The sequence below is a fragment of the Marinomonas sp. CT5 genome, from assembly GCF_018336975.1.
Lineage (GTDB): Bacteria > Pseudomonadota > Gammaproteobacteria > Pseudomonadales > Marinomonadaceae > Marinomonas.
In genome coordinates this window covers 500,496-514,846 of the sequence record NZ_CP025572.1, presented here as the reverse complement: position 1 = coordinate 514,846, position 14,351 = coordinate 500,496, and the positions used below count along the sequence as shown (strand labels likewise).

General features: G+C 41.8%; 11 protein-coding genes and 2 tRNA genes. 2 read left to right on the top strand and 11 right to left on the bottom strand.

All coding sequences use genetic code 11. The features are described from left to right. Positions 1 to 10: 10 nt before the first annotated feature. From ugpB to C0J08_RS02415, 5 genes are all read right to left on the bottom strand, one after another. Complete coding sequence (gene ugpB / locus C0J08_RS02435) at positions 11 to 1,312, bottom strand: sn-glycerol-3-phosphate ABC transporter substrate-binding protein UgpB (RefSeq protein ID WP_212654552.1); 1,302 nt, start codon at positions 1,310 to 1,312, stop codon at positions 11 to 13. Between the two features lie 208 nt (positions 1,313 to 1,520). Further along, on the bottom strand, positions 1,521 to 1,868 hold the full coding sequence (locus C0J08_RS02430; RefSeq protein WP_212654551.1) for an Hpt domain-containing protein: 348 nt from the start codon (positions 1,866 to 1,868) through the stop codon (positions 1,521 to 1,523). Between the two features lie 36 nt (positions 1,869 to 1,904). Continuing rightward, the gene (locus C0J08_RS02425) at positions 1,905 to 5,111 is read right to left on the bottom strand and encodes an ATP-binding protein (RefSeq protein ID WP_249344479.1); all 3,207 of its coding nucleotides are present in this window, start codon (positions 5,109 to 5,111) and stop codon (positions 1,905 to 1,907) included. 2,295 nt (positions 5,112 to 7,406) lie between these two features. Next, a tRNA-Phe gene (locus C0J08_RS02420) sits at positions 7,407 to 7,482 on the bottom strand. An 84-nt stretch (positions 7,483 to 7,566) separates the two neighbouring features. Continuing rightward, positions 7,567 to 7,642, bottom strand: a tRNA-Phe gene (locus C0J08_RS02415). Positions 7,643 to 7,761: 119 nt separating this feature from the next. Here C0J08_RS02415 and trmL point away from each other — a divergent pair. Both trmL and C0J08_RS02405 read left to right on the top strand, forming a co-directional pair. Next, entirely contained in the window at positions 7,762 to 8,235 is a 474-nt protein-coding gene (gene trmL, locus C0J08_RS02410; protein WP_212654550.1) for a tRNA (uridine(34)/cytosine(34)/5-carboxymethylaminomethyluridine(34)-2'-O)-methyltransferase TrmL, read from the top strand. Between the two features lie 14 nt (positions 8,236 to 8,249). Continuing rightward, on the top strand, positions 8,250 to 9,353 hold the full coding sequence (locus C0J08_RS02405) for a potassium channel family protein (protein ID WP_212654549.1): 1,104 nt from the start codon (positions 8,250 to 8,252) through the stop codon (positions 9,351 to 9,353). A gap of 10 nt (positions 9,354 to 9,363) precedes the next feature. Here C0J08_RS02405 and C0J08_RS02400 read toward each other — a convergent pair whose 3' ends face one another. From C0J08_RS02400 to C0J08_RS02375, 6 genes are all read right to left on the bottom strand, one after another. Then, positions 9,364 to 11,100 carry a potassium/proton antiporter gene (locus C0J08_RS02400; RefSeq protein WP_212656221.1) on the bottom strand — a complete coding sequence of 579 codons (1,737 nt, stop codon included), beginning with the start codon at positions 11,098 to 11,100 and terminating at the stop codon, positions 9,364 to 9,366. A gap of 19 nt (positions 11,101 to 11,119) precedes the next feature. Next, on the bottom strand, positions 11,120 to 11,371 hold the full coding sequence (locus C0J08_RS02395) for a YfhL family 4Fe-4S dicluster ferredoxin (RefSeq protein WP_212654548.1): 252 nt from the start codon (positions 11,369 to 11,371) through the stop codon (positions 11,120 to 11,122). A gap of 66 nt (positions 11,372 to 11,437) precedes the next feature. Continuing rightward, positions 11,438 to 11,923 (bottom strand): pantetheine-phosphate adenylyltransferase, encoded by a 486-nt coding sequence (gene coaD / locus C0J08_RS02390; protein WP_212654547.1) that lies wholly within the window; start codon positions 11,921 to 11,923, stop codon positions 11,438 to 11,440. Positions 11,924 to 12,087: 164 nt separating this feature from the next. Further along, the gene (locus tag C0J08_RS02385) at positions 12,088 to 12,630 is read right to left on the bottom strand and encodes a YggT family protein (RefSeq protein WP_212654546.1); all 543 of its coding nucleotides are present in this window, start codon (positions 12,628 to 12,630) and stop codon (positions 12,088 to 12,090) included. Between the two features lie 17 nt (positions 12,631 to 12,647). Continuing rightward, complete coding sequence (gene proC, locus C0J08_RS02380; RefSeq protein ID WP_212654545.1) at positions 12,648 to 13,475, bottom strand: pyrroline-5-carboxylate reductase; 828 nt, start codon at positions 13,473 to 13,475, stop codon at positions 12,648 to 12,650. 82 nt (positions 13,476 to 13,557) lie between these two features. Further along, complete coding sequence (locus tag C0J08_RS02375; RefSeq protein WP_212654544.1) at positions 13,558 to 14,286, bottom strand: YggS family pyridoxal phosphate-dependent enzyme; 729 nt, start codon at positions 14,284 to 14,286, stop codon at positions 13,558 to 13,560. Positions 14,287 to 14,351 lie beyond the last annotated feature (65 nt).

Genomic DNA, 14,351 nt, shown 5'->3' with positions numbered 1-14,351 from the left:
CTAGTTGTAGTTAGTCGTTCGCTTTTTCAAATTTACGAAGTTGCGCATTACCACGTTCAACCGCAGTATTTAACGCTGTTTGGGCATCCACATCACCACTCCAAACGGACTCTAGCGCTTCATCAATGATGCCGCGAATCTGGACAAAGTTACCCAAACGTAAACCTTTGGTGTTCGCCGTTGGCGTCCCCGTGGTCATCTGCATCACACCGATTTCAGTTCCAGGATTAGCAGCGTAGAAACCTTGCCCTTTGGTCAAATCGTAGGCCGCTTTGGTAATGGGCAAGTAACCAGAAAATTGGTGCCAATCGGCTTGCACAGACGCTCGAGATAGATAACTCAAGAAAGAAGCCACACCTTTGTATTCTTCTTTAGAATGGCCTTGTAGCACCCACAAAGAGGCACCACCGATAATGGTATTTGAAGGTTGTTTCACCTTGCCTTCCCAGTAAGGAAGTTCAGCCACACCAAAATCAAATTTAGCATTACGTTTTATGCCAGCGTAACCAGCAGAAGATTCGGTAAACATGGCGCATTCTTGGCTATAGAATTTCGCCGCGCCATCGTTGGTACGACCAGAGTAGCTAAAAATGCCATTCTTTTGCCATTCACCCATTTTGGAAATGTGCGCTACTTGCAATGGGCCGTTAAATTTCAGCTCAGTTTTCAAACCGCCAAAACCATTTTCCAATGTGGCGAATGGTACGTTATGACGAGCACTGAGGTTTTCTAATTGTACCCAAGATTGCCAAGCTGTTGTGAAACCACAAGACACACCTGAGGCTTGCAATTTTTTCGCTGTACTTTCGACTTCTTGCCAAGTTTTCGGTGCTTGGCTAATGCCAGCTTTTTTAAATAAATCTTTGTTGTAATACAAGACTGGCGTAGAACTGTTGAACGGCATGGAAAGCATTTGCCCTTCGCTGTTGGTGTAATAACCGGTTACAGCACTCAAATAAGCACTTTCATCAAAGGCTTGACCCGATTCACGCATCAATTTGTATACAGGGTAAATCGCACCTTTAGCGGCCATCATACTGGCGGTGCCGACTTCAAAGACTTGAACAATAGCGGGCTGTTGTTTAGCTCGAAACGCGGCGATAGCCGACGTCATTGTCTCGGTGTAATTGCCTTTATAAACCGGTTTCACTTCATACGCGTCTTGCGAATCATTAAACGCTTTGGCGATTTCATTTACTTTTTCGCCATTTGCGCCCCCCATTGCGTGCCACCATTCTATTTCGGTAGCAGCGAAGCCTGAACTCGCAATCGATAGACCAACAACCACTGACGCTAACTTCAAATTATGCATTTCCGTGTTCCTCACAATGAGTTTTTATTAGAAAAGAAAGAACGACTATAGAAAGAAAATATTTCAGTTTGATGATAGATAGGTTTCATTTGAAATACAATTATAATTCAAACGAAACTTTTAACGTAATAAAATAAGAGAATTGACCAATATGAAAGGTCATTTGAATAGAGGCACAACTAAAAAAGCAGAAAGATCTTAACCAAACTTACAATAAAATTTCTTGTTGAAGTGATAACGCCAAAGCATCAAGCTCCTCAGCGAGCGCTTGGACACTTTTTACCAATAAATCAGAATTAGATTGACTGAGATGCAGTTTCATTGCCTCGATTAGTTCACATAATCGATAACCAGACACTTCCAAGGCAGCACCTTTTAAACGGTGGGAGACAAGTTCAAATTGATGCCAATCTTGCGCTTCTAGATGATTCTGTAACATCACCATCAGCGCAGTCGCTTCCTTAATGAACTCGCTCGCAACCAATGTCATCAGCTCTTGATTAAAAGCTAAGCGGCTCTCGTAATCATTATGATCAAAAACCTTTAATTTCAACATTTTCAGTCACTCCATATTCTTGGCATTTAATCTTAATTAAGACAGCCATTTTGTCAGTATCGCGGTCAACTTATCTTGCGAAATTGGCTTCGCGATATGATCATTCATGCCCGCTGCAAAACATTCATCTTCATCACCTTTCATGGCATTAGCGCTCAATGCAACAATCGGAATATCGGCAGGCGTGTTCGAATCGGTAAACTGACGAATAGTTCGTGTAGCCTCATAACCATCCATGATGGGCATTTGGCAATCCATAAAGATCATATCGAACTTGGTTGATTGAGCTAGTTCAACCGCTTTCTGACCATTTTCCGCCACAACGACTTCTACGCCGTATAAATTTAACAAGCCTCGGGCAACAATTTGATTGGTCAGATTATCTTCTGCCAATAACACTTTCGCATTGAAAACAGGCCTACCATCTGGCGTTTTTTCTACTTCTTTTGCAACCATTGCAGGATCTCCTTTAATTGAAGAGTTTAATTTCTCAAGTACATCTAATAACGGTTGATGAAATACAGGTTTTGTTAAAGCCGCATCATACTGCACCTTATCAAAATCCATACTTGACCGCCCTTGCACTAACACACGTTTAACGCCGTTTTGCTGGCAAAATGCATTTAACTCATCAACCTCAGCAGACATTGTTAACACATCAGAATCCAGTAATATTGTATTGCCTAGCCATTCCTTATCAGCGAGAGCACTGGCAATACTGTCATAAACATTGTAATTGACGGCTTGGGAATCCAGCAATGCAGCAACATACTCACGACCTGTTTTATTTGCATAAATCAACGTCACTCTAATATTCTGCAAAACTGACTTATTAGCAGATTCAGTTGAGTCCAAAGTCGACTTCATTGTAAGAGGAATTCGGAACCAAAAAGACGAGCCCTGACCTTCTACTGATTCAACGCCGATTTCACCCTCCATGGCTTGGATGATTTCTTTACTGATTGCCAACCCTAAGCCAGTTCCACCAAACTTACGCGTTGTCGAACCGTCAGCCTGTTTGAAACGCTGGAATAAATGCACCTGACTCGCCTGAGGAATGCCAATACCAGAATCATCAATCGACACATTCAATACAATATCGTCATCCGCTAAAGGATAAATAGAGAGTCTTAATTTCACCTCACCTTCTTGGGTGAATTTCACTGCATTCCCCATCAAATTGACCAAAACCTGCTTGATGCGCAATCGATCGCCAAATAACACAAGATTAGGAATCGGCATAGAAGGCGAATTGAGCACTATGCCTTTTTCTTCCGCCCTCAAAACAAAGATATTGGTCACTTCTTCAATTAAGGCTCGCAGTTCAAATTCTTGTTTGTCTAATGAAAGTGACCCCATCTCAATCTTAGACAGATCTAAAATGTCATTAATAATTTCCAATAAGGATTCCGCACTCTGCCGAGAAACCTTAGCTAAATTAGCCTGATCAGACTGTAGCTTCGTATTCATCAACAAAGTTAAACAGCCAATGACACCGTTCAAAGGCGTACGAATCTCATGACTCATATTCGCCAAAAATTCACTTTTAGCCCGATTAGCATTCTCCGCCTGCTCCTTAGCTTTACTCTGCTCTAGTTCAGACGCTTTCAAATGTTCGTTTGCTAGCTGTAAATCGCGTGTTCTTAACCGTACTCGATTTTCAATTTCTGCGGTATGACTGCTGACGATCAATAAAAACCAGCCAAATAAACCTGTAAACAAAAATCCGCAGGCCAAAACGAATTTCACAATCCAAGGCTGTTTAAAAAAGTAGTTGTCACTGACTTGATACAACTGCCACGTTTTGCCACCCACACTAATGACAAAATTCGCCGCATGATTAAACTCACCATTAAAATATCGAGAAGCTAATTCTTCTACGGTCAAATTTGCCGACTCGCTTTTTGTGACAATAAGTGGCTTAGCGTCATCAGTATAATAATCCACTAAGTAAAGCTCGGTATTTGGCAACACCCCTTGCTTTACAATGGTTTCCGTTAAGACATCTAGTTTAATAACGGCCGTAGCCACTCCTAAAAAGTCATCAGTTTGTCGATCATAAAAAGGCAAAAACAGTAAAATACCATTGGCATTCTGCACCAACTTAATGGGTGATGTAGGGTAAGACTCACCAAGTGAAATTGCATTATCTAGAGCAAAGCGGCGATCTGCCTGGGAATAGACGTCGTAACCTAATGCCGCCTGATTCGTCTTTAATGGATGAATATAAGTGACAACAATATGCCGTTCTCTGGGAGTAACAGGCTGAAGCTTTCCTTCACTGTTTCTTTCTTTCACATGAAAAGGAATGTCTGGATAACTTTCTTGAACCTTCTGCTCAAAACGAGAAATGTCTTTTCCAGCCACAGCAAAATTTAGCGACACCCCAAGAATTGAATCGTCTCTTCGCATGACACTATCAGCAAACAGTTCAAACTCCTCAGCTTCAATTTGTTCGCTGCCATTTATCAAACCAACAAAACTGTGCAACATATCCACACTGTTCTTAATTCGATTATTGAGTAACACAGCGAGTAACTCGGCATTAGAACGAAATTCTTTCGATTGTTTATTCCATTCGGAATAGCTACTGCCCCACGACAGCACAATCGTAATAGTTAATACCGTTAAAAGACCTCCCAGCAGACGAAGTGGATGATCAAATTTATTACCAAAATATTTGGGGAAGCACACCGCTAGCCAAGGCACCACAACGAGTACGCCGATCATATCGCCGCCCCACCAAACCAACCAATTAGTAATAAAATCTTCTCGGTCAATGACGCCAAACGAAAACAATGCGGTGGAACCCACACTCGCACCGATCAAGGTCGATAAAACGCCCGCTAAAAAAAGGAATCGCACCACCAAACTAGTGCGATGAAAATGGAAAGGCAAACCAACAAAGCGACGCACCAAATAGCCGCCAACAAAAGACTGCAGCGTTGATCCGAATGCGATCAGAGCAGGAAGAGACCAAGCAAGAATATGATTATTAAACCAAGTTGCCCCTACGTTTACTAATAAAGAACCTATAAAAATTCCAAACGGCGCGTACTTAGGGAAAAAAATAGACACAGCCACTGCAAAACCTGAAGCGGGCCAAATAATCGTCGAATATCCAGGTGAAATAGCAACAGCCAGACCCACAACGCCAAGGACAAAATACCCTACCGCCGTTAAGACCACTATCGACATCACTTTCATCATATCCACTTGCTCCATCAAAGATAGTCTAAGCATAGCTAAAAACACGAATTTTGAAGATCTAATATTGGTTACGATATGTAATAAATAGCAATCTGTTGGGGGAAAGCAGACTACGAACTTATGGTCTGTTTGGAAGGTATAGAGTTAAATATCAATGAGGACATATGAATAATATTTTTGATAAGTTTGAAATGCCGACAGCTCAGAATTTAGCCAAGTGTTAGTGGATGACTTTAATGAATCAGACATAAAAAGCCCACATTTAATGACACAGGTTTTGTTTCAATTGTCTAAGAGGGAAGAACGCTCGACAAACTAATCACAAAAATAATGGCCAAAAAGCAGTTCCAGAGCATAGTATCAACATCTGTTTCAGATCACTCTATTCAATAAGGACTTTGTAGACATGTCAGTTGATTTAGTTAAAGAGCAAATTAGGAAATTTCTTTCCACCGATAATCCCGAAGTGCTCGCCATCAAAGGCAGTTGGGGGGTGGGTAAAACTTACAGTTGGGAGGAAAACATCAGAGCACTCAAAGATGAATGCAAATTGAAGTCATACTCCTACGTTTCTCTGTTTGGTATTAACTCTATTGCCGAATTAAAACAAATGACATTTCTAAATGCCATTGATACCCAAAAAATTGGTGACGCATCTAACATCAAAAGCTACTCAAAAAAATTTATGAGCTTAATGGGAAATACAAAAATACCTTTTATCGGTCAGTATGTTGGAGGAACTAGCAGCATTATTAGCTCAGTTTCTCAACTAGCCATGAGCAAGACCATCATTTGCTTTGATGATTTAGAGCGTCATAGCAAGGGAATCACCATCAAAGACTTAATGGGGTTGGTTTCATTCTTTAAGGAGCAAAAGGGTTGCAAGATTGTATTGTTACTTAATGAGGATGCTGGTGACGAGACCTTCGAAGACTACAAAAAGTACAAAGAAAAAATCGTAGATAGGCAACTTCATTTCGAGCCAACAGCAGACCAGTGTTTTGACATAATGTTTGCAGATAACTTCGAGTTCAGAGACTTCATCCGTGATCGCTGTATTGATTTGGACATCAAAAACAAGCGAGTCATAAAAAAGATAGTCACACATACAAATGAATTTTTGACACACGTGGATGACTTTGATGAAAGCATCAAAAAACAAGTCATACACTCAACTATAGTGCTCAGTTGGTGCTACTACTGCCATGGAGCAGATAAAGAGCGTATCCCAGAGTTTGCATTTGTAAATAGACACGGGTACCGAAAAGAGAACAATGAATTAGGTTGGACCAAAAAAATCACAGACCATTGGAATTCGACTTTGAATCAATATGGTTATGGAAGCTCTGATGAGATAGATTTAGCTGTTGCTCGCGGTATAGAGCAAGGCTTTCTTGATGCAGACAAACTACTCCCTCTTTGTGTTCAAAAGCAACGAGAAGCAGAAATTGGGCGGGCTAGTGAGAAATGGGATCATGCATGGAATCTTTTTCACGATTCCTTTAGCAACAATGAAGCGGACATTGCTTTAGCTTTTGAAGACGGCATNCGAGATATAGCTGCTAGTGCCTCAGCCTCTCAATTAGGTGGTGGACTGCAGATATTGAGAGAGATTGGGTATGAAGAAAAAGCTGACGAGTTGATTGAGCTATTCATTGAATCAAATCGTGAAAACCCTGAAAAACTTAATGTTGATAGTTTATCGTTTGAAGTGAAAGACCAAAATTTTGTTAGCAAGTTACGTGAAGCATATTTAGAATTAAAGCCAGAACCGACCGTACACGAGATATTGGAATTGAGGCGAGGCACTCGGTCATACAACACTTCGGAAGCAGAGATATTAGCCCAGCTTACAGTCGACGAAATGTATGACCTGTTTATGGGATTTAGAGGTGAAGAATTAACGGATTATATTCGTGTCTTTTTATTACTTTCTAATAGCAACGAGAAGTTGGCCCAAAAAGTTCGTGAAACTCTCGAGAAGATATCAAGCACTAGCAAGTTAAACAAAGCCCGAATGAGTAAATTTAGGGTCTAAACGAACGACTCAAGTGCATAAGGTTGATGTCAAAATCAGTATCCACTCGTAATACCTTCTTTAGTTGCTCAACACATTGCAGACAGGTTTGAACAATGTATTGATTTTCGGGATCAAAAACTCATTTGCTCGTGGTATCAAGTTATACAACCCCTTTTTCAGCTGCTCAACTTCATATTTGGTTTCCGGTGTCACCAAGAAAAGGAATTCACTACTTTTGAAGGTTAGTGTGAGATATATAAAGTAACAGCGATTAGAGGATTTGAAAGAAATCTGGAAAATACTATAAATGGTGCCCAGAGACGGAATCGAACCGCCGACACGAGGATTTTCAATCCTCTGCTCTACCGACTGAGCTATCTGGGCAAATAGAAAAATGACTGTGTGGAAGTGCGTGCCATTTCGACCAAAAAAAAGCCTGCTAAAAATAGCAGGCTTTCTTTTTAATCATGGTGCCCAGAGACGGAATCGAACCGCCGACACGAGGATTTTCAATCCTCTGCTCTACCGACTGAGCTATCTGGGCAAGTGGGGCGTATTATAGAGAAACCTTTATTAGGGTCAATAGTTTTTTTGAAAAAAAATTAAAAACTTAGTTTCTTCTGCTCGTCTGGTATTATCTTCCTATATCAAGGAGATAAACCAATGCTTCATATTGTACTTTACCAACCAGAGATTCCGCCTAATACGGGCAATGTTATTCGACTGTGTGCCAATACAGGCTACCACCTTCATTTGATCGAGCCACTTGGCTTTGAACTGGAGGATAAAAAATTACGCCGAGCGGGACTGGATTATCATGAGTTTACACGTTTAAAGCGTTATCCAGATTTTCAGGCATTTGTTGATCAAAACGAGATAGGCACTGTTTACGCATTAACAACCAAAGGCAGTCACACTCATAGCGAAGCGCAATTTGCTGAAAATGACGTCTTGGTGTTTGGTCCAGAAACTCGCGGTTTGCCTGCTGAATTCATTGACGCTTTGCCACCAGCCCAGCGCTTACGTTTGCCGATGCAGGCGAATTCTCGTAGCTTGAATCTGTCTAACACCGTTGCTGTCATGGTATACGAATCTTGGCGTCAGCTAGGTTACGCCATGCCTGCAGACAGCGAATAATGAACTGAGGTACGATGAATTCTCTTTCACTACTTTTAAAGAAAAAAAATAACCGCCGGCAATTTCGTAAAAAAGTGCACCTTCATGAAACCGGTGATTTAAAAAAACGCCTTGTTTTATTGGCGGGTGTTATTGCTCTGCATAGCTTGGCAATGGTGTTTTTTGAAGACTTAAATTGGTGGCAAGCCTTCTGGCTAACGATGACATCAGCCAGCACTACAGGCTATGGTGATATTTCTGCGGCCACTTTTTGGGGACAATTTTCAACCATTATCTTAATTTATGGAATGGGAATTACCTTACTCGCACAAATCGCCAGTGACTATGTTGAAATCAGGCTAATGCGCAAAGAAATGCGCATCAAAGGCCGTATGAGATGGGACGAAATGCAAAACCATATATTGATCATTAACACCCCAAAATACGATGCAGAACGATATTTAGGTCTGCTGATTAATCAGATCAGCCAAACACCTGAATTAGTGGATATTCCAATTCAGATTTTAACCAAGGCCTTTCCTGAGGGGTTACCTCTCGATCTTAGGTCACAAGGAGTGGTTCATCACACTGGTGATGCATTAGAAGACGGCATGCTGGAGTCAGCAGGAACACACAAAGCAAAATACATTGTTGTGCTTTGCCAAGACCCTCAAGACAGCCATTCTGATAGCTTAACCTTTGATGCCTTGCATAGAATCCAAGCTTTAAATACGTCGGCATTCGTCATGGCGGAAGCGGTTAATGATACAAATCGGCCACGCTTCAGAGCGGTTGGTGCAAATGCCGTTATACGCCCAGTGAGAGCTTATCCTGAAATGCTAGTGAGGTCTTTGATTGCTCCGGGTACAGAGCAAGTGTTGGAAGATTTGTTTCGCCACCAAGGTGATCATACGATTCGCCTTGATGTGGAAATAACTGGTGTGACTTGGGCCAAAGTCGTTACGACCTTGATTCAAAAAAATGTGGGTACGGCACTGGGATATGTGAATAAGTATGGTGCCATCATTACTCATCCTCAAACCTATTCCACCATTGAGGCACAAGGGCTAATTGTTCTTATTAACGATGATCAAGTTATCCCACCATTAGCTGAAATCAGTCAGTTCTTTAGTGAATGATAATATGGGCTTAAACTTGCTTATCTTGCAGCTTAAGCCCAATCATTTCGATATGATTGCCGTCCATCTGTCTTATTGTCAGGCGGATATTACCAAATCGCACTCGGTCACCCACAACAAGGTTCTTACCAAGCTGACGCTGTAACAAATCTGCCGCTGTCTGTGCCTCTTCAATTCCCTCAAGCGACACACCGTACACTTTCGCAAGATCGATTAAAGACGCATCGCCACGAATCGAAAACTCACCAAAGAAATTCTGTAATAAGAAAGACGCTGACGCTTTATGAGAGAAAATCTGTGCGACATCATTTACATCGCCAGGATGCAACAACATCCATATCCTATCGCCCGATTTCAACTCCGTATCTGCATTGACTACGATCGGCTTTTGATCTCGAACCAGAGAGACAAGTTGGGGAGTCGATACCGTAGTGCTCGGAACATTTTGTACAATCGCAGCGGGAATACGGACACCTTCGGTTTGAACTAAAAATTCGTACAATTCTAAGGTGTGATTTGCATCCTCATCATTAATAAGAGAAAAACGCGTTGTGGGTGCTGGCGCTGGCGGAACGACGATATTTAGCCACCTTGCCACGTGAGGAACCGTAGAACCCTGTAATAACAAAGAGATCAGCACCACGGTAAAGGTAATCTCGAACAATAACTCTGAATTAGAAAGCCCTGCGATCACAGGATACAAGGCTAATACAATCGGTACGGCACCACGTAAGCCAACCCAACTAATATAAATACGCTCAGGAAAACGAAAATCGAAAGGCAATAGACATACCAATACCGCCACGGGTCGAGCGACAAAAATTAAGAAAATTGCAATAACGACCGCCTGCCAACCATGTGTTAACAAGCTTGAAGGGGTGACCAGCAAACCGAGCAATAAGAACATACCGGCTTGCGCTAACCAAGCTAACCCATCCATGACTTGAGAGATCGACTCTTGCTGCTTTATACGTCCATTTCCTACTGTCAAACCAACCAGGTAAACCGCAAGAAAGCCGCTACCACCAATGATATTGACACCAGAAAACACAGCTAATCCGAAGGAGATAATTAATAACGCGTACAGGCCTTCGATTAAAGGTACCCGACGCAAAACGAGAAGCAGTAACTTACCACCAATCAGACCTAATACACCGCCGACCGCAAACTGTTGAATCATTTGCCCTAGAAAAGCCCAAATACTCAATGACTCAGCACTTTGTAATAGCCCTGTTAACATCACCACCAACAAAATGGCCATGGGGTCATTGGCACCAGACTCTATTTCTAAAGTACCGCCTACACGCTCGTTAAGTTTCACACCGCTATTACGCAGTAAACTAAATACCGCAGCAGCGTCTGTCGAACCCACGATAGCACCAAGCAACAATCCATAAATAAGCTTAACGTCTAACAACCAAGCGGCAAACGCACCTACAGAAGCTGTGGTGATCATCACCCCCAAAGTGGCTAATGATAAAGATGGCCAGAGAGCGACACGGAAAGTACTGGTCTTCGTTTGCATACCGCCATCCAAAAGAATAATGGCTAAAGCAAGATTACCAACAAAAAAGGCAAGATTAGGGCTGTCAAAATTTAACCGACCCAATCCCTCTTCACCGGCTAACATTCCCATCCCGAGAAACACCAGTAATAAAGGTAAGCCGACACGAAGAGTAAAGGAGGTGGCCAGAATACTGAATAAAAACAGTATTCCAGCTAAAAAAATATAACTATTGGTATCGATAGTAGGAACTACCTATTGGTTATAGTTGACCTGTGAGCGTTAGATATTTTTCCATCAACTGCTCTTCTGTTTCTTTGTGATTAGGATCCAAAGGAATGCAGTCAACAGGACAGACTTGCTGACATTGAGGTTCATCGAAATGCCCCACACATTCAGTACACTTAGATGGATCAATCACATAAATTTCTTCGCCCTGAGAAATGGCCTCATTAGGACACTCAGGCTCACATACATCACAGTTGATGCATTCATCAGTAATAATAAGAGACATTTTTCTCTCCTAAAAACGCTACCCAATTTTCACAGGTGCTCAGCAGCGTGACTAAAAAAACAGAAACTAAACGGTTTTATAATGCTCTTGCAAAATACGTTTTACTTCTGGATTAACAAACTGACCAAAATCGCCATTTAAGGATGCAATTTCACGAACCAAAGTTGATGAAATATAAGAGTGCTTTTCAGAAGGCGTCAAAAAGATGCTTTCTACATCTGGCGCTATCGCACGATTCATATTGGCTAACTGGAATTCATACTCAAAGTCAGAAACAGCACGCAAGCCACGAATCACCACTTTACCATTTACGGAACGAGTAAACTCGGTTAGCAAGTTATCAAAACCGACGACTTCCACATTCGGCAAATGACCCAACACTTTTTTTGATAATGAGATTCGCATCTCATGGGACAATGCCGGACGCTTTTTAGGGCTCGCAGCAACAGCTACGATAACTTTTTCAAATAGTTTTGACGCGCGTTCAACCAAATCCGTATGGCCGTTAGTAATAGGGTCAAATGTCCCCGGATAAACCGCAATCGTACTCATAGCTTTCATCCAAAAAATTAATAGGGAGAACGAGTCTGTTAGCTAACATTTTGTCTGCGCTAATTCCCGTTTAGGTGAGGCATCATATAGGAATACGCCTTCGTTCTCAATTCACCGAGTTGAAGCAAGAATGATCTCGCTTCAACTCCAGCCTATATATGATATTAAATACTGTATGGCGCTAAGAATTGCTTCAAAAAAGTAATCGCCAAAAAGATAAATATTGGAGAGATATCTAAACCACCTAAAGGCGGAATCACTCGTTGACAAGCCCGATACAGAGGCGCTGTGATTTGCCAAACTAACATAGCGCCAGGGTGATTAGCGGTCGGGGCGACCCAACTAAGAATAACCGAAATAAGCATCGCCCAAAAATACAAATCCAATAAGTGATACATGGTCCCAGCCACAGTATAAATGGCGTAGCTGGTCGGTGAAATTGCGACACCTTTAATCAATACAACTAAAAATACAGTGGCCAATTGCACGCCAAACGCCAAAATAAGTGACGCTGTGTCTAATCGACCAATCGCTGGAATCACTTTTCGCAATGGCAAAATAATTGGACTCGTCGCCTTCACTATACCTTGGCTGATTGGGTTATAAAAATCGGCTCGCGTTAGTTGAAGCACCAAACGCAACAGCACGATAAATAAATACAGGTTACAGATAACCTTTACGAGCATGACAAATGGATCGGAATACATGGTATCTATGTCCTTAATTAGTCTTTTTTAGCAGCAAAGTCTGCCGCCATTTCTTTTGATCGGTTAACGCAGGCCATCATTGCATCTGCGACTATTTTATCAATGTTGGCCGCTTCAAAGGACAACAAAGCTTGTTCGGTTGTTCCTTTTGGTGAGGTAATATTTTTGCGTAACTGCTCAATAGGATCTTCCAATTCAATAACCATTTTGGCCGCTCCCAACATAGCATGACTCGCCAATTCTCGACTGGCTTTCTCATCCAAACCTTGCTCTTGGGCATTTTTAACCATAGCTTCAAGAAAGCGAAAGAAATACGCTGGCGCACTACCTGATAAGCTGGTTACAGTATGCATATGCTCTTCATTTTCAACCCAAACCGAGTTACCAATACTAGAAAATAACTCGCTTACCCAGCTTTTTTGCTCATTAGTAGTGTGTTCATTGGCAATCAATCCCGTCATACCTGCGCCAATTTGCGAAGGCGTATTTGGCATACAGCGGACAACAGCAACAGGCTTTCCTAGCCAGTGCGCTAATGAACCCAATTCTATACCAGCTGCCACCGAAATAAATAATTGATCCTCAAGTACTTTAGAGGAAAAATCCTCGACTACTGCTTGCATTTGCGCCGGTTTAACGCAAAGCACCACGACATCAGCCTGTTTAATCGCTTCATCATTATCCGCCAACATAGAAATACCATATTGCTCATGATAATAATCACGTTTTTCTGGCGTTCTTGATGTACCAATGATGTTTTTTAAGGGATAGCCACTGGCGATCATGCCACTAAAAATCGCTCTTGCCATATTTCCCACGCCAATGAAGGCAATATTTAGCGTCATTGTTATATCCTATTCTTTCATTATTTAAGCTGACAATATTTCTGCCGCTTCTTCAAATTTGGGGGCCCAAAAAGCTTTCCCACTATGCTCTACCTGAGTAATCTCGTTCACCAAAAATCGCCGTTCCAACACGAACCATGGTACTACCAGCCTGAATAGCGGCTGGCAGATCTCCCGACATACCAATCGATAAGGTATCTATCATGCTATCGGATTTGGATAATTCAACAAAGGCTTGAGCTAAAGGTTGATAAACCGCACATTGAGCTTCATGGCTTTGCTGTGGTGCGGGAATAGCCATTAACCCGCGAAGACGTAAGTTGGGTAATTCTGCTACCAGCGCGACCATATCATTTAATTCAGACAAGGTTACTCCGGCTTTCGTATCTTCGCCGCTAATATTCACTTGAATACAAACATTTAACGGTGGCAATTCAGTCGGGCGCTGTTCGCTCAAACGACGGGCTATTTTTTCGCGATCGATTGAATGTACCCAATGCATAGTTTCGGCAATAAGACGAGACTTATTAGATTGAATAGGACCAATGAAATGCCATTCAACATCCGACAAATGTGTTAAAGCATGATATTTATCCACTGCTTCTTGTACATAATTTTCACCAAATGCTCTCTGTCCAGCATGGTAAGCGGCCTCTAATGCTGATAACGGCTTGGTTTTGCTGACTGCCAGTAATCGTACACTGCCAGACTCTCGTTGATACTGTTGAGCAAGATGATCAATTTGCTGAGATACTCGGACTAAATTCGCTTGAATTTCTTTCGCTTCAATATTTTCGACTTCTATTGCCATTTCGCAACCAGCTCCTTTATATAGAGGTATAACAAGCTAGCCCTGTTATCACTATTTACAAATAT